The sequence below is a fragment of the bacterium genome, assembly GCA_016124905.1.
Classification (GTDB): domain Bacteria; phylum Pseudomonadota; class Alphaproteobacteria; order Rickettsiales; family RI-342; genus RI-342.
On record WGMV01000008.1, the window covers coordinates 153,358 to 172,907 of the forward strand.

The 19,550-nt window shown below is 60.1% G+C and carries 16 protein-coding genes; 5 read left to right on the top strand and 11 right to left on the bottom strand.

Translation table 11 applies throughout. The features are described from left to right. The first annotated feature begins 3 nt into the window (after window positions 1-3). From GC177_02875 to GC177_02895, 5 genes are all read left to right on the top strand, one after another. Window positions 4-276, top strand: coding sequence for a hypothetical protein (locus tag GC177_02875; protein MBI1274899.1), 273 nt, complete (start codon window positions 4-6; stop codon window positions 274-276). A 107-nt stretch (window positions 277-383) separates the two neighbouring features. After that, window positions 384-1,295 (top strand): glycine--tRNA ligase subunit alpha, encoded by a 912-nt coding sequence (locus GC177_02880; protein MBI1274900.1) that lies wholly within the window; start codon window positions 384-386, stop codon window positions 1,293-1,295. Further along, the gene (locus tag GC177_02885) at window positions 1,295-1,672 is read left to right on the top strand and encodes an aspartate 1-decarboxylase (protein MBI1274901.1); all 378 of its coding nucleotides are present in this window, start codon (window positions 1,295-1,297) and stop codon (window positions 1,670-1,672) included. Before GC177_02880 ends, GC177_02885 begins: the two co-directional genes overlap by 1 nt. Then, window positions 1,672-3,756: a glycine--tRNA ligase subunit beta gene (locus tag GC177_02890; protein ID MBI1274902.1), complete on the top strand. Its 2,085-nt coding sequence runs from the start codon at window positions 1,672-1,674 to the stop codon at window positions 3,754-3,756. Before GC177_02885 ends, GC177_02890 begins: the two co-directional genes overlap by 1 nt. A gap of 4 nt (window positions 3,757-3,760) precedes the next feature. Beyond that, a complete protein-coding gene (locus GC177_02895) occupies window positions 3,761-6,463 on the top strand; it encodes a pyruvate, phosphate dikinase (GenBank protein MBI1274903.1) in 2,703 nt (900 codons plus the stop codon). A 58-nt stretch (window positions 6,464-6,521) separates the two neighbouring features. Here the strand turns inward: GC177_02895 and GC177_02900 are convergent, their stop codons facing one another. The 11 genes from GC177_02900 to GC177_02950 form a co-directional block, all read right to left on the bottom strand. Next, window positions 6,522-7,286 carry a hypothetical protein gene (locus GC177_02900; GenBank protein MBI1274904.1) on the bottom strand — a complete coding sequence of 255 codons (765 nt, stop codon included), beginning with the start codon at window positions 7,284-7,286 and terminating at the stop codon, window positions 6,522-6,524. Between the two features lie 19 nt (window positions 7,287-7,305). Next, on the bottom strand, window positions 7,306-8,052 hold the full coding sequence (locus GC177_02905) for a hypothetical protein (GenBank protein ID MBI1274905.1): 747 nt from the start codon (window positions 8,050-8,052) through the stop codon (window positions 7,306-7,308). Window positions 8,053-8,361: 309 nt separating this feature from the next. Beyond that, window positions 8,362-9,360, bottom strand: a complete 999-nt coding sequence (locus tag GC177_02910) for a hypothetical protein (protein MBI1274906.1) — start codon at window positions 9,358-9,360, stop codon at window positions 8,362-8,364. A gap of 13 nt (window positions 9,361-9,373) precedes the next feature. Continuing rightward, window positions 9,374-10,258, bottom strand: a complete 885-nt coding sequence (locus GC177_02915; GenBank protein MBI1274907.1) for an OmpA family protein — start codon at window positions 10,256-10,258, stop codon at window positions 9,374-9,376. Between the two features lie 8 nt (window positions 10,259-10,266). Continuing rightward, complete coding sequence (locus GC177_02920; protein MBI1274908.1) at window positions 10,267-10,767, bottom strand: hypothetical protein; 501 nt, start codon at window positions 10,765-10,767, stop codon at window positions 10,267-10,269. Between the two features lie 125 nt (window positions 10,768-10,892). Then, on the bottom strand, window positions 10,893-11,759 hold the full coding sequence (gene motA, locus GC177_02925) for a flagellar motor stator protein MotA (protein MBI1274909.1): 867 nt from the start codon (window positions 11,757-11,759) through the stop codon (window positions 10,893-10,895). Between the two features lie 105 nt (window positions 11,760-11,864). Beyond that, window positions 11,865-13,100, bottom strand: coding sequence for a 2-oxoglutarate dehydrogenase complex dihydrolipoyllysine-residue succinyltransferase (gene odhB / locus GC177_02930; protein MBI1274910.1), 1,236 nt, complete (start codon window positions 13,098-13,100; stop codon window positions 11,865-11,867). Window positions 13,101-13,436: 336 nt separating this feature from the next. Then, a complete protein-coding gene (addB, locus tag GC177_02935; GenBank protein ID MBI1274911.1) occupies window positions 13,437-16,367 on the bottom strand; it encodes a double-strand break repair protein AddB in 2,931 nt (976 codons plus the stop codon). A 1-nt stretch (window position 16,368) separates the two neighbouring features. Then, on the bottom strand, window positions 16,369-17,700 hold the full coding sequence (locus GC177_02940) for a nucleotide sugar dehydrogenase (protein ID MBI1274912.1): 1,332 nt from the start codon (window positions 17,698-17,700) through the stop codon (window positions 16,369-16,371). Window positions 17,701-17,712: 12 nt separating this feature from the next. Next, window positions 17,713-18,477: an ATP-binding cassette domain-containing protein gene (locus GC177_02945; protein ID MBI1274913.1), complete on the bottom strand. Its 765-nt coding sequence runs from the start codon at window positions 18,475-18,477 to the stop codon at window positions 17,713-17,715. Beyond that, entirely contained in the window at window positions 18,474-19,526 is a 1,053-nt protein-coding gene (locus GC177_02950) for a hypothetical protein (protein ID MBI1274914.1), read from the bottom strand. Before GC177_02950 ends, GC177_02945 begins: the two co-directional genes overlap by 4 nt. Window positions 19,527-19,550: the final 24 nt, after the last annotated feature.

Here is a 19,550-nt window from a genome sequence, read left to right on the forward strand (position 1 = left end):
CCCATGCTTGGCCACCACCAGAAAATGCTTGTGAAGCGCAAAAACCCCGCCGTTTGCCTTTTTTCAGCAACCACATGGCTCGGCCAGGCCTGGTATTTTGTGGCCGTTATGCCCGAAAAATACCAGGCCTGCATGGACGCCCTGAAGCAGGGAAACGTGGAATTCGGCAAATACGGCGTCATTCTGGAAAAGGGCTTTGGCGGCCGCCCTCCGGAGGAAATCATCCATAAAATGACCCAAGAATACGGATTTGCCCCCTCAGCCAATGCTTCATAAGCATTATTTGGCCCTAAAACCCTCGCTTCGCTTGACCGGAAGCCGTTAATTTTCTATTGCGTAGGACCATTCCAATCCACGCAATGACAAAGGTTAACGGCGCTTTCATGGCACCGCTCAGTTTCCAGCAGCTTATCCTGACGCTTCAGCAATTCTGGGCAGAGCAGGGCTGCGCCATCGTCCAGCCATATGACGTGGAAATGGGCGCGGGCACCTTCCACCCCGCCACGCTGTTGCGCTCCCTCGGTCCGCACCACTGGCGCACCGCCTATGTGCAGCCCAGCCGTCGCCCTGCAGATGGCCGCTACGGTGAAAACCCCAACCGGCTCCAGCATTATTACCAGTTCCAGGTGCTGATGAAGCCCGCGCCGGAAAATATCCAGGAACTCTACCTGCAAAGCCTCGCCCGCATCGGCATCGACCTTGCCAACCACGACATCCGCTTCGTGGAGGACGACTGGGAATCGCCCACACTCGGCGCCGCCGGCCTCGGCTGGGAAGTCTGGTGCGACGGCATGGAGGTCACCCAGTTCACCTATTTCCAGCAGGTCGGCGGCATTGAATGCTCGCCCGTTTCCGGCGAGATCACCTACGGGCTGGAGCGCCTGGCCATGTACATCCAGGGCAAGGAATCCGTCTACGATCTGGACTGGAACGGCGTGGAAGGCGAGGGCAACATCACCTACGGCGACGTGTTCCTGGAAAATGAGCGTCAGTTCTCCGCCTATGACCTCGAAGCCGCCAACGTCGAGATGCTGCTGCGCCATTTTGAGGATGCCGAAACCGAATGCCGCCACCTGCTGGCCCGCAAGCTGGTGCTGCCCGCCTATGATCAGTGCATCAAAGCCAGCCACAATTTCAACCTGCTGGATGCCCGCGGTGCCATCAGCGTCACCGAGCGCGCGGCCTACATCGCCCGCGTCCGCACGCTGGCCAAAAGTTGCGCCGAAGGCTGGATGGCCCATGAACAAAAACAATTCACCACAAAAGACTCCAAAGAATTGAAAGGAGCCGCCTAATGCAAGTCACCATGATGAAGGGCAAGATCCACCGCGCCACCATCACCGAAACCTGCCTGAGCTACGAAGGCTCCATCACCGTGGATCCGCTGCTCTACGAAGCCGCCGGCATTCTCCCCTATGAACAGGTGGACGTGCTGGACGTGCAAAGCGGCGCGCGCTTCACCACCTATGTGATTTCCGGCGAACGCAACACGGGTGAGATTCAGGTCAACGGCGCCGCCGCCCGCCTGGTGCAGAAGGGCGACGAGGTCATCATCATCGCCTATGCCCGCATGAACGAGATGGAAGCCCGCAACCACGACCCCAAAGTGGTGCTGGTCAACGGCAAGAACCAAATCATCCCGCAACCACGTGCAAAGGCAAAGGCGGCATAATGGCGGTACTGGCGTTCGAGCTTTTTTCCGAAGAGATACCGGCCCGCATGCAGCGCGCCGCGCGCCAGCAGCTTGAGGAAAAATGCGCCGCCATTCTGCAGAATCTCGGCGTGACACCCACCAGCCAGGAAAGCTTCGCCACCCCGCGCCGCCTTGGCATCATCGCACACGGCCTGCCCAAGGAACTGCCCGCGCGTGAAGAAGAAAAACGCGGCCCGCGCTACGGCGCGCCCGATGCCGCCATCGAAGGATTCTGCCGCGGCCTGGGCCTCACCAAAAAAGATTTGGAAGTGCGCGAAGTCGGCAAGGACAGTTTCTATTTCGCCGTGGTGCGTCATGCCGCCGAGCCGCTCTCCGCCAAACTGGCCGAGCCGCTCTCCCAGCTGGTTGCCGGTTTCAACTGGCCCAAAACCATGCGCTGGGGCAAAGCAGACAACAACATGGGCTGGGTGCGCCCGCTTCGCTCCATCCTCTGCCTGGTGGACGACGTGGTGGTGCCCGTAAAATACGGCAGCCTCACCGCAGGCCGCTCCACCCTTGGCCACCGCTTCATGAGCGAGCGCCAGGCCATCCTGACGCATGCGCGTGATTACCCTGAAACCCTCCACCGCGCCCACGTGGTGGAGGATGTCGATTCCCGCGCCAATCAGATTTTGCATGATGCCCAGGCACTTGCCCGCAAACATGGCGGCGAGCTGATCGAGGATAAAGGCCTGCTGGAGGAAGTCTCCGGCCTGGTGGAATGGCCCGTGGTGCTGGCCGGCAAAATGGACGAGCGCTTCCTCGCCGTGCCGGAGGAGGTGCTGATGACCTCCATGAAGAGCCATCAGAAATATTTTTCCGTACGCGGCAAAAATGGCAAACTTGCACCCGTCTTCATCACGGTGGCTAACATCGCCGCCAAGGATGGCGGAAAATCCATCACCGCGGGCAACGAGCGCGTCCTCCGCGCCCGTCTGGCGGATGCCGAATTCTTCTGGCAGCAGGACCGCAAAAAACCGCTCCAGGCCTATAACGAAAAGCTCGAAACCGTCACCTTCCACGCCAAGCTCGGCACCATTGCCCAAAAGATCGAGCGCATCACCGCACTCACCACCGTGATTGCCGAATGGGTCAATGCCTCGGTGGCCGATGCCGCCCGCGCCGCCGAACTCTGCAAGGCGGACCTTGCCACCGGCATGGTCGGCGAATTCCCCGAGCTGCAAGGCATCATGGGCGGCTATTACGCCCGCGAATCCGGCGAATCCCCTGCCGTCGCCGAAGCCATCCGCGACCATTACGCCCCCCAGGGCCCGAATGACCGCTGCCCCTCCGCGCCTGCATCTGTGGCGCTTGCCCTTGCGGATAAAACCGACACCCTGGTCGGCATGTTTGCCGCCGGTGAAGCGCCGACCGGCTCGCGCGATCCCTTCGCGCTCCGCCGTGCCGCCCTCGGCATCCTGCGCCTCATCCTTTCCAACAACCTTCGCCTGCCGCTGAAGGAACTGCTGGAAAAAGCCATCATCGGCTTTCCTCCGGCGCTGCTTAAATCCTCCGGCAAAAGCAAGGATGTGCTCCGCGATGAACTGATGGGCTTTTTCGCCGACCGCCTGAAAGTGATGATGAAGGACGAAGGCTACCGCCACGACATCATCAGCGCTGTCTTTGACGAAGGGCAGGATGACGACATGACGCGCCTCGTCGCCCGTGCCAAGGCGCTGCGCTATTTCCTGGAAGCGCCGGACGGCGAGCGCCTCATCGCCGCCTACCGCCGCGCCGCCAACATCGTCAAAACCGAATCCGCCAAAGACGGCGCCAATTACAACGCGAAAATTGATGCCGCCCTGCTTAAACAGAAGGACGAACAGGCGCTGCACGCCGCGCTGAAAAAGGTGGAGGAAGCCATCATCCCCATGCTGCATAAGGAACGCTTCGGCGATGCCATGGGCCAGATGCTGCTGCTGAAAACCCCGCTCGATGATTTCTTCACCCATGTGATGGTGAATGTGCCGGAGGAGAACCTCCGCCGCAACCGCCTGCGCCTGCTGGCGGCCATCACCCGGGTGATCGGTATTTTCGCGAATTTCGACAAGTTGGAAGGATAAGGTCATGACGACCCAGCTCGTGTATAATTTTGGCGATGGCGCGGCCGACGGTAGCGCCTCAATGAAAGAGACGCTTGGTGGCAAAGGCGCCAACCTTGCCGAAATGTGCCATTTGGGCCTGCCGGTTCCCCCGGGCTTCACCATCGGCACCCATGTTTGCGCGCTCTTCTACGAAAACAGCCAGGAAATGCCGAAACAGCTGATCCCCGATGTGGAAAAGGCGCTGAAGAAAATCGAATCCAAGGTCGGCATGAAATTCGGCGACCGTGAAAACCCGCTGCTCGTTTCCGTGCGCTCCGGCGCGCGCGCTTCCATGCCCGGCATGATGGACACGGTGCTCAACCTCGGCCTCAACGACCACACGGTGGAAGGCCTCGCCCGCCGCAGCGGCAACCCGCGATTCGCCTATGATTCCTACCGCCGCTTCATCACCATGTATTCCAACGTGGTGCTGAACCTTGATCATCATGATTTCGAAGCCATGATCGAGGACAAAAAACTCGACAAAGGCGTCCATCTCGATACCGACCTCGATGCCTCCGACTGGCACGAGCTGACGATTTCCTTCAAGCAGCATGTGGAAGCCGCGCTCGGCAAACCTTTCCCGCAGGATGTGCATGAGCAGCTCTGGGGCGCCATCGGCGCCGTATTCAAATCCTGGATGAACGCCCGCGCCATCACCTACCGCAAGCTGCACAACATCCCGCAAAGCTGGGGCACGGCCGTCAACGTGCAGGCCATGGTCTTCGGCAACATGGGCGACGACTGCGCCACCGGCGTCTGCTTCACCCGCAACCCTTCCACCGGCTCAAAAGAATTCTACGGCGAATATTTGGTGAATGCGCAAGGCGAGGATGTCGTCGCCGGCATCCGCACCCCGCAGCCCATCACCATCGCCGGCAAGGCAGAAGGCGGCGATTTGCCCTCGATGGAAGAAGTCATGCCCGATGTGTTCAAGCAGCTGGTGGCCATCTACCAGAAGCTCGAAAGCCACTACAAGGACATGCAGGACATTGAGTTCACCGTGCAGAACAGCAAACTCTGGATGCTCCAGACGCGTAGCGGCAAACGCACGGCCAAGGCGGCGTTGAAAATCGCCGTCGACATGCAGAGCGAAGGCGTCATCAGCAAGGAGGACGCCATCCTCCGTGTCGACCCCGCCAGCCTCGATCAATTGCTCCACCCGACGCTGGACCCCAAAGCCAAAAAGCAGGTGCTCGCACGCGGCTTGCCTGCCAGCCCGGGTGCCGCCACCGGCAAAATCGTTTTCTCCGCCGACGAAGCCGAAAACCTCGCCCATAAAGGCGAAAAAGTGCTGCTCGTGCGTGTCGAAACCAGCCCGGAAGATATTCACGGCATGCATGTCTCCCAGGGCATCCTCACCTCCCGCGGGGGCATGACCTCGCACGCCGCCGTGGTTGCGCGCGGCATGGGCAAGCCCTGCGTCTCCGGCGCGGGCGAAGTGCAGATCGATTACAAGAACCGCCAGCTGAAAGCCGGTGGTCAGGTAATCAAGGAAGGCGAGATCATCACCATCAACGGCTCCACCGGCGAGGTGATAAACGGCGCCATTCCCATGGTGCAGCCTGAACTCTCCGGCGATTTCGCTACCCTTATGGGCTGGGCGGATGCCGTGCGCACCATGAAGGTGCGCACCAACGCCGAAACCCCGCTGGATGCCAAAACCGCGCGCGATTTTGGCGCCGAAGGCATCGGCCTCTGCCGTACCGAGCACATGTTCTTCGATGCCGAGCGCATCCCCGCCATGCGCGAGATGATTCTCTCCACCGACGAGAAAGGCCGCCGCGCCGCGCTCGCCAAACTCCTGCCCATGCAACGCCAGGATTTCGCCTCGCTCTTCTCCATCATGCAGGGCCTGCCGGTCACCATTCGTTTGCTCGATCCGCCGCTGCACGAGTTCCTGCCGCACACGGAGGCCGAGATGAAACAGGTTGCCGACACCTCCGGCCTCACCGTGGATGCCATCCGCGCCCGTGCGGCCGCGCTGCACGAATCCAACCCCATGCTCGGCCACCGTGGCTGCCGTTTGGGCATCACCTATCCCGAAATCTACGAGATGCAGGCCGAAGCCATTTTCGAAGCCGCGCTCGATGAAGCCAAAACTTCCGGCGAAACCGTCATCCCCGAGATCATGATCCCGCTGGTGATGAACCCCAAGGAACTCTCCATGCTCAAAACCGCCATCGATAAGGTGGCAGAGGCCGTCTTCGCCCGTCGCGGCGCCAAGGTGGAATACCAGGTCGGCACCATGATCGAGCTGCCCCGCGCGGCCCTCATGGCGGGCGACATCGCCGAATCCGCCGAGTTCTTCAGCTTCGGCACCAACGATTTGACACAAACCACGCTGGGCATCTCGCGCGATGACGCCGCCAACTTCATCGAGCCCTACAAGGCTAAAGGCATCCTGGAAGCCGATCCCTTCGTCACCATCGACCAGCAAGGGGTAGGGGAACTGGTGAAAATCGCCGCCGAACGCGGCCGCGCCACGCGCAAGGACATGAAACTCGGCATCTGTGGCGAACATGGCGGCGATCCCGCCTCTATCCATTTCTGCCAGAGTGTCGGCCTCAACTACGTTTCCTGCTCACCCTTCCGCGTACCCATCGCGCGCTTGGCCGCTGCCCAGGCCGCCATCAAATCCGGCGTGGCGCAAAAAGCGAAATCCAAGGAACGCAAGGCCGCATAATTAAAGAGAGCCGCAACGAGGCGGCTCTCTTCTTTTCCCTGTTTTATACGTCTGGCCTTCAATGTTTGGCTACAATTGGCGTATCCTGCTCCGCTCCATTATAAGAAACGGACTGAACCTGCCCTCCATCCAGCGGCGTGACCGCATCGCCCTCATAGGTCATGCTGGCAAAGCTGCTGTTATAAACCACCGCCACGGGATCCGTCGTATCCATCACCACGCTGCTCGCATCCGGAGGAAATGCCGACACATAGGCATCGGGCGCATAAAGCAGCTGGTGGTCGCGCGGTTGTATGGTCACGCCATTGATACGTCCGCCCTTATCCAGGATACTGTTATACATGGTGGCAAAACTGACGATATCATCGGGGTATAAACCGAAGCAGCCATTGGTGCCGTTCCAGTCTTCATCGGGGTGGATGCCGATGGCGGACCCGCTGCTGTGCCCTACGTAATCGGTGCCGGGCTCGGCCAGTCCCCAGCCGTCGGGTGCGTCTTTGTCCGTGTAGGTTCCCAGATAAAACCCCACGCTGTTACCGGCATCATCATGGCCATTGAAGCCGTAGGGCTTCGGGCTCAGGTCGATATGCTGCCCCGGATGGATGAACGGATAGAACGCATTGGCGTTGGACGGGTCGCCATCCAGGTCTCCGCGCAGGCCGGGGGAGGGGTAATACACTCCCTGTCCGGAAACCTTGCCGTTCCATTGCCCCATCACATAACCGGCCGGGTCGGTTAAGGTCACGATAATAGGGGCGGGAACCGTGCTGCCATCCCAGCTGGGTGCTAACTGAACATTCAATTGATAAAGATTGTCGGGCATACAAAACCTTCCGGTTTAATCACTGATGAGAAACGGCGACCGTGCTGGTATTTTGTTGGCCGCTGCCATTAGCGCTCAGGCTTATCTGCGTGTAATCGCGCTCACCTTCGTAGGAGACATTCACGCCGCTGAAGGCGACCTCGGCCCCATCGGCGGGAGCATCGGGATTTACCACCACCTGCGTCTCCATCGGAATGCCGACATACTGATCGAAACCGGCCTCATACACACCGCGCGGACGTTGCGCTGGCGGGATACTGTTCCACACATTCATGAAATCCACGGAATAGAGATTGCCGGTGGCCGGGTTGATGGAATTGCTGATGCCCCAGCAGCCATACGTTCCGTCATTGATGCCCGTGCCGCCCACGCTCATGCCGTCCGGATGCATGGCAATGGCATCGCCGGTTGTGTCGCCTTCGCGCACACCCCAGTTTCCGGCGATGTAATTCGGCGTGTAGGTGCGCAGAACATAGCCAAGGTCGTTATCCGGGTCGTACTGCATGCCTTGAATGGCGCGCACCGGGCGAATGTCGGCTTCCGGGTTTTGGAATCTGAAAAAAGCATTGAACGGATCAGAACCATTCAGGTCGCTATTCAGGCCCGGCGTGGTGCCGCCAGGGTTGAACCCCGCATTCAAGCCTGGAAATTGGGCAACGATATAACCGTTGGGATCCACCACATAAATATTGATTGGAGTCGGAGGCACTTCGCCATCCACAGGCGGCGTGGTGCGTTGAACGATAAGGCTGAATTCCCCTGTCATATGTGACCTTTTTATTACGTTTTTTCAACCGACGGTAACGTAGCTGTAATATCGGAAAAAATAAAGTAAATAATTTCGAAAGCGGAAGTGCCTATAAAACACAACAAAAACAAAGAATTAAATCAATTGTTACGGCGGCTATGCAATTTAATTTTATTACTAATAGTTATGCAGCGTTTTTTGCATATCTGTACTGCGCTGCATGGCTTGTGGATAAAAAGCACTGTTGCTATGCGCAAACTGCATGACTGGAGCCATTCAAGGCGTCAATATTGAGGTAACCTGTGGTTGGTATGGCTGCGGGTGCGCCTAGCTCAGTCGCACGTAAATAAGGCCTATCACGCCGCACATCAGCATGCTTGCCACGTAAATCACCCGCATGGCGCCGCGCAGATCGGCGTCAATCGGCTTGGCCGAGCCGGATCCCAGCCAGGGCAGTTCCAGCACCTGGTCGCCCATGCGGTGCTTGCCGCCAAGCTGCGTATGGGTAGCGCCCGCCATCACGGCCACCGGCCACCACCACCAGTCGCGGGTGAAATGTTCCGTCCAGGCCTGCATCGCCTTGCCGGGATGCGTGGCGGGTGTGAACAGGCTGGCCACCGCCAGCATCAGCGAGGCAATCGGCATCACGGGAATGCTGAGCGCGGTGAACATCGCCGTCACCGGCATGCCGAAGGCGCTGTAATGTGTATGATTATGTCCGATACGCAGCATCAGGAACGAGGCGACATAATAGAGTAAGGCACCCGGCATGCCCAGCAGCAGATACCAAAAGAGAATGCCCACCAGATTATCCGCAAATGCCTGCGAAAGCCGTTCCATGCATTGACGTATCACGCCATGCATGTCCAGGTGGCTGGTGTCGTAGGGCACCAGCTTTGCCAGCAGTTGTCGGCATTCATACAGCGACATATCGTGGCTGTAGCTGGTCAGCCGCCATGAGGTGTCAAATGCGTTGCGCCAGGGGATGATGAGCCCGAGCACCGCGGCTTCCAGCAGCCAGCCATGTTCAAACCATGCATGAATGCCGCCCAGCCTCTGCCCAATCCAGAATGCGGCAAACAGCAGTGGCAGCGTCACCAGCGCGCCGCGAAACAGCCGGTCTCCGTCTTTCCTGCGGGAGCGGTTGAGCTTCTTTTCATAGGCCGTTACGAAATGGTGCATCCAATGCGCGGGCTTAATGGCGTCGCTCATGTTCTGGCGCTGTTTCATGCCGAAAAAGATCATGTGGATAAGGTAGCCCGCCAGCGCAATCGCGCAGCGGCTGGTCATGACATCGGGCGGGGGAAGCAGATGAATCACGCTCATTCCCCTTCAGCCACTATTGAGCGACCACGATTTCCACGCGCCGGTTGCGTGCTTCCTTTTTGCCATCCGCAGTTTGAACGATGGGGGATTTCTCGCCGAACGGGAAGGTCGAGATATTCTTCTCTTTCAAGCCCATTTTCACCAGCAGCTTCTTTACCGTTTCCACGCGCTTTTTCGAAAGCTCGAGGTTGTAGCTTTCGCTGCCCGCGCGGTCTGTATATCCCGAAAGGATCAGGTCGTAATTCTCACCGCTTTTCTTCAGGTCTTCGGCTACTTTCGTCAGCACGATCTTGCCCTGGTCGGTCAGCGATGACTTGTCGAAGTCGAAAAACACCATGTAGGAATTGGTCATGAAGCTGGGCTCTGGCACTTCGGTCATCACCGTGCTTTCCTGATTGACGGTGATCTCTTTCGGCTTGTTCAGCTCCGCCATTGACTGAGTATAGAGCTCTTTACACTTGTGAATATCTTCAGCCTGCCAGCCTTCTTCCGCCTGCTCCACCCAGCAGTCATAACCAAACAGCGCGCCGGCGGCGACGGTCGGCTTCTCGGCCGAAGCGCCCGCCACCATCTTCTGCATCAGCGCCTCGCGCGCGGTTTTCAGTTCGTCCAGCTCAGGGCCGTGAATGTTCCATTTGGCAGGATCTTCCGGTTCCACCGGGTTGCCGTAAACAACCTTTAAACCCTTCTGCGCGAAATACTGGGAATCAATCCAGTCATACTGGTCTGCCTCGCTTTCGGAAAAGCGCAGATAATAGCTGGCCAGCGCATTGGCGAATGCATCCTGAGGCAGTTCCGCGCGCTTGAGCGCCTTCAGGTCCCAGTCCGTGCAGCCGGTGGTCAACAACAGGCTGCAGCCCATGGCGGTGTAGGTGATGATCCGTCCCAGACGTGGCATAATGCGGCTTACTCCTTATCGGGGGCGGCCTTGGCGATGCCAAGGGCCTGTTCAAGTTCGTTCAGGGTATAGAAAAACTCATCCTTGCAGGCGGAGCTCTCATCCGTTTTCTTTTCGCTATGCTCTTTCAGCCAGCAATCGAACAATAGCTGCGCGCGCGCAGTTTTGGGTCCAAGCTTGTCATCTTTGGCATTTTTGCGCTCTAAAATGGCCAGCAGCCGTGCACGCGCGGTGTCAAACGCGTCCTTGCTTTCATCGTCGATCTTCCAGTCATCGGGCGTTTCAGGCATCACGGTTTCGCCGCTGCGGGCGCGCTCACTTTTGCTGGCGAATTTTTTGGCGGAGTCCCAGTCATATTGCTCCGCCTCGGATTTGGAATATTCGGCATATTCATTAGCCAGCACCTGGCTCCAGCCTTGTTTGGTATAAGGGTCGTCAACGGGCGGCGGTGTGTAGCTCGCGCATGCGGCTAACCCGATCAATAACAATAGCGACGCGATCAATTTCATATATCTGGCTACACCACCCCGTGCAACCTACCATCTATCGTGGTAAAGCAACCGAAAGTCAATGGATTCTGTGATTGTTCCGCTAGCCGAAGCGCACGCGAAATCGCGCCATCATAAGCGGCTGGCTATTCGACTTTCAGTGTGCTCAGCAGCTGTTCCATTTCCTGGAAGGTCGGCTGGATATGGCTCGGCACTTCGGCGCGGCCCATCTCAACGGAGATCTGCGGCGCATTGCCATGCAGGTGGGCCACCAGCACATCGCGGATGATGCGGTAGAACTGCCCGTCCTCATCCACCGCGGCCTTGGATTTGTTGGCCATCGGCGCGAAGAAGCAATAAGCGAGGAACACCCCCATGAAGGTACCCACCAACGCACCCCCGATCATTGCGCCGAGAATCGGCGGCGGCTGGTCGATGGAGGCCATGGTTTTGATTACGCCGAGCACCGCCACCACAATACCGATGGCAGGAAGGCCGTCGGCCATGGTCTGAATGGCCTCGGAACCTTTCAGTGCTTCGTGGTGATGTTTTTCCAGCTGCTTTTCCATCAGGTCTTCCACCTGGTGCGGGTCGTCCAGCGCCATGGTCATCATGCGCAGCGTGTCGCAAATAAAGTCGCAGGCGAAATGGTCGTGCTGGATTTTAGGGAACTGGCTGAACAGGCTGGAAGAGCTCGGGTTCTCGATATGCTGCTCCACCGCCATCATGCCCTTGGTGCGCATCAGCTTGGAGAGCATGAACATCAGGCAGAGAATGTCCTTATAATCCTGCGCCTTCCATTTGGAGCCCTTGAAGGTAAGGCCAATTGCCTTGCCGGTAAGCTTCACCGTGGTCATCGGGCTGGCAAGCAACCATGCGCCAATGGTGGCGCCGCCGAGCATCGGCAATTCGTGCGGCAATGCGTGCAGGATGATTTCAATTTTGCCGCCGGCCATGATGTAGCCGCCGAACACCAGCACCATGGTTAGAACAATACCTAAAAGGGGCAGAATCATAAATTGGTCAGCACGCCTGAAATGAGACTAAATCTCCGCTCAACAAAGCGGATAAAGGTTAAATTAGCGTTAGATATCCGTGCTGAATCGCAGAAAAGCGCCCTACACGTCCAGCAGCAGACGGCGCGGGTCTTCCACGTTTTCCTTCACCCGCTTAAGGAAGGTAACGGACTCGGAACCGTCGATAATGCGATGGTCGTAGGAAAGCGCGATATACATCATCGGCCGAATCACCACCTGGCCGTTCATGGCCACGGGGCGGTCCATCGTCTTATGCATGCCGAGAATGCCCGACTGCGGCGGGTTGATGATGGGGGTGGACATCAGCGAGCCATACACCCCGCCGTTGGACACGGTGAACGTACCGCCGGTCAGTTCTTCCATCGTCAGCTTGCCGTCACGCGCCTTCTTGGCCAGCGCGGCGATTTCCGCCTCGATCTGGATCAGGCTTTTGCTTTCCGCATTGCGGATCACCGGCACCACGAGGCCTTGCGGCGTACCCACGGCCACGCCGATATCGTAATAGTTTTTGTAGATGACATCGTCACCGTCGATCTGCGCATTCACCGCGGGGATCTCTTTCAGCGCCTGCACGGCGGCCTTGACAAAAAAGCCCATGAAGCCAAGGCGGATGCCGTGCTTCTTCTCGATGGCGTCCTTATATTCCGCGCGCAGCTGCGTCACGTTGGTCATGTCGATCTCGTTGAAGGTCGACAGGATGGCCGCGGTGTTTTGCGATTCTTTCAAACGCTGCGCGATGCGGCGGCGAAGCGTGGTCATGCGCACGCGCTCTTCGCTGCGGTTCGGGCTTCCGCTCACCACGGCCAGCGCCGGGGCGGAGCCGGAAGCAGCGGGCTTGGCGCCGCCTTCCATATGTTTCAGCACATCTTCCTTGGTGATGCGTCCATCCTTGCCTGTGCCGCTGATAGCGGAAACGTTCAGGTTATTTTCCGTCACCAGCTTTTGCGCGGCCGGCGGCAGCGGATGCGCGCCGGAATCTTTAGCGGCAGCGGGGGCAGGGACCGCCTCAGCCGCTTTCGGCGCATCTTTTTTGGATTCGTTTGCGGGTTTCGGCGTCTCGCCGCTGGCGGCCTTGCCCATCCCTTCGGCGATCACGGCCAGTGCCGCGCCTACGCCCACATTGCTGCCTGCGGCGGCCTTGATTTCAGACAGCACACCCGCTGCGCTGGAGGGAACTTCCAATGTTACCTTATCGGTTTCAAGCTCGCAGATGGGCTCGTCTTTTTTCACCGCATCGCCGGGGTTTTTGAACCAGCGCGCCACCGTTGCTTCGGTGACGGATTCGCCCAGACTTGGAACCGTGATGGTCGTGCTCATGCAAACTGCCTATGGATAATGAAATGATATGTTTCGCTTATACGTCCCTCGCTACGCAAGGCAAAGGATTTTATCGTAAACGGTTCCGCATAAGAAACCATAACGGAGCGCAGCGACTGGGCGCGACCGCGCCCCGCGCCTTATTGGCGCGTGCAGAGAGCGCAGCGAACCACAAAAGAGGCGGAGCGCAGCGACTGGGCGCGACCGCGCCCCGCGCCTTATTGGCGCGTGCAGAGAGCGCAGCGAACCACAAAAGAGGCGGAGCGCAGCGACTGGGTGCGACCGCGCCCCGCGCCTTATTGACGCGTAATCCTGCGCAAAGCGCAGGCAGCAAAACTATCCCCACTCATCCTCACGCGCCAGCTGGCGGTAAACATCCTCCACAAATGGCGCGTAGGAACTCCCTTGGGGCGGATAGGCCTCAAAAGCGCTGTCCGCATTCGCCAGGAATTTCTCCATCCAGCCATTTATGCGCTCCGCGGCGTTTTTCAGGAAATCCTCATCCACGGTAAAAACCAGCCCGTCCTGCTCATCGGCCAGGTGCGTTTTCAACGCCCAGTACCACATTTCGCGGATGGAGGGCGCACCCGCCTCCGTAAATCCCCCTTCGGCGGCAATCACCGCCTCGGCCGCCAGCTGCAGGGCACGTCCCTTCTCGATATCCGATTTGGTTGGAATCTTGCCTGTCTTGTAATCCACCACGCTGAGCGTGCTGTCCTGCCACGCCTCCAGTCGGTCCGCCCGTGCTTTTAGCGTGATGCTGCGCCCGTTCAGCTGGCGCAGGATGCCGCCTTCGCATTCGGCAAACAGGCGCACGGCCTCCGCCCGCCTTGCCGCATCGGCGCGCACCAGCGCGGGCGCCATCAGCCCCAGCCGTTGCAGCCACATGCCCGCTTGCTCTGCCGTCAGTTTGGTATGGGGCAGCTTTTCGCGCCCAAGGGCCATCAGTGTCTCCACGCCGGGCGTGGCCGTGCTCGCCTGCTGCACATGGTCATATCCCAGCATCACCTCATGCAGCCAGCTGCCGTAATCCCCTTCGCCCGGCTCCTGGCCAATCTCTTCAAGCGGCCTGAGTTTCAGAATATATTTGGCATAAAAGGCATAAGGATGATGCCGCAGCAGTTCCAGCGCCGTGGCATAAATCACATCCGGCCGCGCATCCAGCGGCGGCATCGGTGATGGCTGCGGGCGTGGTTCATGCGCGGGCATGGGCGCCATCAGCGCCATCCAGTGCGCATAATGCGCCGTTTTATCCAGCCGGGATTGTTTCATGCCCGGCTGGGTGGAAATAGCGGCAAGCCGCTCCCACCACCTGCTCGGCAGGCTGGGCGAGCGGCCTGTGCGCCGGGCGCGGGTAAAGATCACTTCCGGCATTTCCATCAACCGCCAGATGTCATGCGCCGCCAGCCCCAGCCGCTGCTCTACCGGCGGCAGTCCGAGCTGATTCCGCATGGCCCGGTTCAGCCAGGGGGAGGGCGAAAGCGCGGCGGGCCATGTCCCTTCATTCATCCCGGCGGCGATCACCCGCTCGGCGCTTAACAAGCGCGCTTCCATCGGCCCGATGATCAGCAGGTTGGGATGGGCCTGGATAACGGGGCGGTAGGTGGCGCTGCCCAGATGATGTTCCAGCGCGGCGCGGTAATGCCCGCCGGAAATGGACCCCATCAGCGCCAGCGCATGCTGAAAGCCGTGTAATGTGTTGCGCAGCTGCTCGCCATGTTCATACCCCCATAAGGTTTCCGGGCCGCTTGTTTCGTCGTTGGCGGCCATGGTTTCGCACAGGCCGATATGCGACTGAAACCATTGTTCCGCCTCCTGCCATTTGGGCATGGCCAGCAATGGCGCGGCCAGCGCGTCCAGCTTTTCCAGCAGCCCTTCCGCCTGGCTGGAAAGCCTTGCCGAAGCCGCCAGCTTCATGATGCTGCGCCAGTCCTGCATGCTGGCGCGCTGGCGCAGCACATGCCGCTCTATTTCCCGTGCGGCCTGGCGGCATTGCGCCGGTGGCATGCCCAGCGCCGCCAGCGGGTGTTTCAGCATGGCCATCAGCGCTTCGGGCACGCGGCCCTCGTCGCCGCGCAGGCTGCACAGCCATGCCAGCACCAGGCGCAAAAACCGTGCCTCGGGCATTTTGAGCACCGGCTGTGCCGCGCCGTCATCCACTAAAATGCCATGCGTCGCCAGCTCGGCGGATACCCGCCGCGCCAGCACGCGGTCCGGCGTCACCAGCGCGGTCAAACCCTGCGGATGCTCCGCCAGCCCTTCACGCATCAGCAGCGCCACCAGCCTGGCCTCGCCATGCTCATGCGGTGCTTCCGCCAGCGTGATGGCCTCTGCCGCCATCTCATGCACGGGCATGGGCGCGGTGGCCTCCGCCGGCCAGAACAGGGCGGATGCCACCGCCGCGCGGTCCCGCGCGAAATCGGGCATATCACCAATCACCGGAACATCCGCCGCCTTATGGCCGAACATATCAAGCAGCCGCTTCAGCAAACACATGGGATGGCTGGCGGGAAGCTCACCTTCAATGGCATGCATGAACGGGTCCAGCGAGGGCAGCACCACATATCCCTGCTGCAGCCGCATCACCGCCTGCATCAGCTTGCGCGTGGAAGGCGCGCTCCCGGTTGACCCCGCGATGATCACGGGCGCATCCGGCATTTCCATCCGCCATGCCGTTTCATAGGCCTCCACCGCCTGCCACTGGCGCGTGGTGCTTTCCACCCGCCCCTGGTCGGCGAGGATGGCGTTCCAGTGCTGGCTGATGATGGCGAGAAAATCGCGGCTATCCTGCCAGTGTTTCGCCAGGTCTCCCTTTACCAGCCCTTCCAGCTTTTCCAGCGCAATGCCTTCGCGCCCAAGCTCGTCCAGCAATTCCGCCATGCTTTCGGCCATATGCAACGCATGCTCCGGCGGTGCGGGCTGGCCGCGCCGCTCCAGCCATGCGCCGATCTGCCGCGCCAGCAGATGCCGCCGTTGCGCGGCGGGTATGGCGGGCGGCAGGGCGGCAAGGGCAGGGTCGATGACGGCCATCTCGTCGTCCAGCTCGCCCAGTCCGATGATGCGCGGCAAGGGCAGGGCCTCCCTGCCCGACAGGGCAAGCAACGCCGCCTGCAGCGGCTTTTTCAAACGAAGGCTTGGAATAAAAAGCGTCTGCTTCGCCAGCAGCTCGGGCGTTTTTTCAGCCAGGCCCCACATCCAGCCAGCCAGCGCCTGCGCGGCATCCGTGCCGAAACCCAGCCGCAGCAGTTTGTCGCCCGGCGCGGCCATTTCACACGCCCACGGGGGGGCGTCCGAGCGAGTAATAGGTAACACCCGCTTTCTTCATCGCATCCACTGCATAGAGGTTGCGCATATCCACCACCACCGGTGTTTGCATCAGCGAGAAACGCTCCACCGGCAGGCGCTTGTACGCATCCCATTCGGTGAGGATGATGGTCACATCCGCACCTTTGATGCATTCTTCCGGGCTCCCGGCATACTGCACCCCCGATGGCAGCAGCGCGCTGGCATGCTCCATGCCCGCCGGGTCGTGCGCCACCACATCGGCACCCTCGTTCAGCAGCGCGGGGATGATAATCATGCTCACCGATTCGCGCATGTCATCCGTGTTGGCCTTGAAGGTTAGCCCCAGCACTGCCACGCGCTTGCCGTGCAAGCTGCCGCCTGCCGCCACGATGATGCGGTGGATCATCGAGCTCATGCGGTTATGGTTGGCCGAAATCACCGCATCCACCAACCGGCTGGGTGAGCCGACATCCTGCGCGATGGCCGCCAGTGCCCGCGTATCCTTCGGAAAGCACGAGCCGCCAAACCCCGGCCCGGGGTTCAAAAACGCCGTCCCGATGCGATGATCCAGTCCGATGCCGTGCGCCACTTTCGTAATGTCCGCGCCCAGCCGCTCGGCGATATCCGCCATCTCGTTGATAAAAGTCACCTTGGTGGCCAGGAATGCATTGGCCGCATATTTGATCAGTTCCGCGCTCGTCGTGTTGCTGACAATGATCGGCACGCTATGCACGCGGATGGGATCATACACCCGCTCCAGCAGCGAAGCGGCAAAGGCACTGTCCGCGCCCACAATCACCCGGTCGGGCTTCATGAAGTCGATCACCGCGCTGCCTTCACGCAGAAATTCCGGGTTGGATGCCACCTCCACCTTATGCGCAATGCCTAGTTTGGCAATCCGTGCGCGCAGTTGCTCCGCCGTGCCCACCGGCACGGTTGATTTCGTCACCAGCACCGCATCCCGCGTCAGGTTCCGGCACACGCTTTCCGCGGCCGCATAGACGGCGGAAACATCCGCATGGTTCGTGCCCTTGAGCGTCGGCGTACCCACGCCGAGGAACACCACCTCCGCGTCCTTCACCGCCTCTTTCATATCGCTGGTAAAATGCAGGCAGCCGCTTTCCACCGCGCGGGAGACAATCACCTCCAGCCCCGGCTCATAAATCGGGATGCGCCCTTTTTTCAACGCGGCGATCTTCACCTCGTCGCGGTCCACGCACACCACTTTGTGGCCCCAGTCGGCGAAACAGGCGCCCGTCACCAGCCCCACATAGCCGGTGCCGACCACGGCGATACGAACAGGATTCTCAAGCATGATGATAGCCGTTTATGCCTTGCGTTTTTTGTCCTTCGCAGGGCTGGAAGCATTGGCAAGGAAATGCATATAAGCCGCCTCCAGGTCCTTGCTGCGGCCGTGTTTAGCACGAAATTCGGCCGCTGTGCCAGTAAAAGCGAGAACCCCGCCATGCATCACGCCGATGCGGTCGCACATGCTCTCGATATCCGAAAGGATATGCGAGCTGAAAAAGATGGTCCGGTCTTTTGCCGCCTCGCGGTAGCGTATCAGGGCCTGGCGCAGTTCCGCCCGCGCGGCGGGGTCCAGCCCGCTCATCGGCTCATCCAGGATCAATAATTTGCGCTTGGCCAGCAGCACCGCCATCAGCCCGAGCTTCTGCCCCATGCCCTTGGAGAAGCCCCGCACCACGCGCCTGAGCGCCGCCGGGTCGAGCATCAGCTCCTTGGCCATCGCATCCACTTCCTCCATGCTGGCCGTCAGCCCATAGCCCGACAAGGTAAGGCGGATGAATTCCAGCCCCGTCAGCAGCGGCGAGGGGGCGAATTTCTCCGGCAGATACATCACGTCGCGCCTGCTTTCCGCCAGCCGCGCATCCACGCCGTGCAGGCGGATATCGCCTTCGTCATGCCCGTGCAGCTGCAGCACGGCTTTGATCATGGTTGTCTTGCCCGCGCCATTGACGCCGATCAGCCCGAATATCTCCCCGGCCTTCAATTCCAGTGACATGTCCTGCACGGCGAACCCGGCGGCATAACGTTTGGTCAAATGGCGGATGGAAAGCGGGGCGATGCTCATGGCGTTACCGTGGCGGGAGGGGTGGTTGTGGTAGCGGGTTGTTCAGGAACGGCGGCTGGTGCCACTGGGGCAGGGGCGGGCAGGCTGTCCGGATTGACGATACCGTTATTAACGCGGTCCTTGAAGGCGCTGGCGGCATCCCTGGCCGGGCCGGTCGCCTCGGCGGGCGGTTTATTTTCCAGCGCGTCCACACCCGGGTGGTTGCTCGGCTTCATCGGGTCCAGCAGGCCCTTGATCGCCTTTTCGGCCTGTTTCAGTTTTTCCGCCTTGGCATTGGCCGCATTTACGCTGTCCGGCGCTTGCGGCGCCTGGGGCGGGTTTGCGGCCTCCGGCGCTGCGGGCGTGGTGGGCGGCGCCTGCGTATCAAACCTGCCGTCGCCGGGCGTAGCCCCTGCATCCGCCGGTGCGGCGCCGTCGGCGGTTTTTTGGTCTTTTCCATCACCCAGCGGGGTGGATTCCGCCTTGCCTTCGATCACCTTCATCACTCGGCTGACGAAGCTCTGGTTGGGAAACAGGCTGAATACCACGGTCTTTTTATCGTCCTTCACTTTCACCTGCTTCGTGTCCTTCACCTTCTCTTCCCAGTTGGGAGAGATGACGTCCAGCCCTTCGGCGATCCATTCAAATGTCGCGCGCTGTTTCGTGACGTTGATGAGCGTGACGGTGCCGTCTTCCAGGTTTTCCGGGGTAAATTTATACCCGCGCAGCCATACGGCCCATTTATTCTCACCTTTATAGATGATAGTGCTCAGATAGAAAGCAGGCGCTTCGGTCGGTGCGGGTGGAGGTGGCGGCGCGGCATCCAGGTCAATCGGGCTGCCATCGGGCGCGGTGCCTTGCTGCCCTCCCGGTACGCCCATGGTCGCGCGGCGTTTTTTGGCCGCCATGAACCGTTCGAACTTTCGCGCCTCGGTAGGCGGAAACATCACCGATATCTGCCAGTTATCCGCCATGTCATTGAACAGCACCTTGCCTTCCGGGCCGGTGGCCGGCGCCGTTGGCACCGCCGCTGCCGCCGGGTCGATAGGCTTGCCCGGCAACGTCACCATGGGGTTAGCCGGAGCATTCGAGGC

What these genes read in the sequence shown, in the direction of transcription:
- GC177_02875 (MBI1274899.1), top strand. Translation starts at nt 4, where the DNA reads ATGCTTGGCCACCACCAGAAAATGCTTGTGAAGCGCAAAAACCCCGCC.
- GC177_02880 (MBI1274900.1), top strand. Translation starts at nt 384, where the DNA reads ATGGCACCGCTCAGTTTCCAGCAGCTTATCCTGACGCTTCAGCAATTC.
- GC177_02885 (MBI1274901.1), top strand. Translation starts at nt 1,295, where the DNA reads ATGCAAGTCACCATGATGAAGGGCAAGATCCACCGCGCCACCATCACC.
- GC177_02890 (MBI1274902.1), top strand. Translation starts at nt 1,672, where the DNA reads ATGGCGGTACTGGCGTTCGAGCTTTTTTCCGAAGAGATACCGGCCCGC.
- GC177_02895 (MBI1274903.1), top strand. Translation starts at nt 3,761, where the DNA reads ATGACGACCCAGCTCGTGTATAATTTTGGCGATGGCGCGGCCGACGGT.
- GC177_02900 (MBI1274904.1), bottom strand. Translation starts at nt 7,286, where the DNA reads ATGCCCGACAATCTTTATCAATTGAATGTTCAGTTAGCACCCAGCTGG.
- GC177_02905 (MBI1274905.1), bottom strand. Translation starts at nt 8,052, where the DNA reads ATGACAGGGGAATTCAGCCTTATCGTTCAACGCACCACGCCGCCTGTG.
- GC177_02910 (MBI1274906.1), bottom strand. Translation starts at nt 9,360, where the DNA reads ATGAGCGTGATTCATCTGCTTCCCCCGCCCGATGTCATGACCAGCCGC.
- GC177_02915 (MBI1274907.1), bottom strand. Translation starts at nt 10,258, where the DNA reads ATGCCACGTCTGGGACGGATCATCACCTACACCGCCATGGGCTGCAGC.
- GC177_02920 (MBI1274908.1), bottom strand. Translation starts at nt 10,767, where the DNA reads ATGAAATTGATCGCGTCGCTATTGTTATTGATCGGGTTAGCCGCATGC.
- odhB (MBI1274910.1), bottom strand. Translation starts at nt 13,100, where the DNA reads ATGAGCACGACCATCACGGTTCCAAGTCTGGGCGAATCCGTCACCGAA.
- addB (MBI1274911.1), bottom strand. Translation starts at nt 16,367, where the DNA reads ATGGCCGCGCCGGGCGACAAACTGCTGCGGCTGGGTTTCGGCACGGAT.
- GC177_02940 (MBI1274912.1), bottom strand. Translation starts at nt 17,700, where the DNA reads ATGCTTGAGAATCCTGTTCGTATCGCCGTGGTCGGCACCGGCTATGTG.
- GC177_02945 (MBI1274913.1), bottom strand. Translation starts at nt 18,477, where the DNA reads ATGAGCATCGCCCCGCTTTCCATCCGCCATTTGACCAAACGTTATGCC.
- GC177_02950 (MBI1274914.1), bottom strand. Translation starts at nt 19,526, where the DNA reads ATGGTGACGTTGCCGGGCAAGCCTATCGACCCGGCGGCAGCGGCGGTG.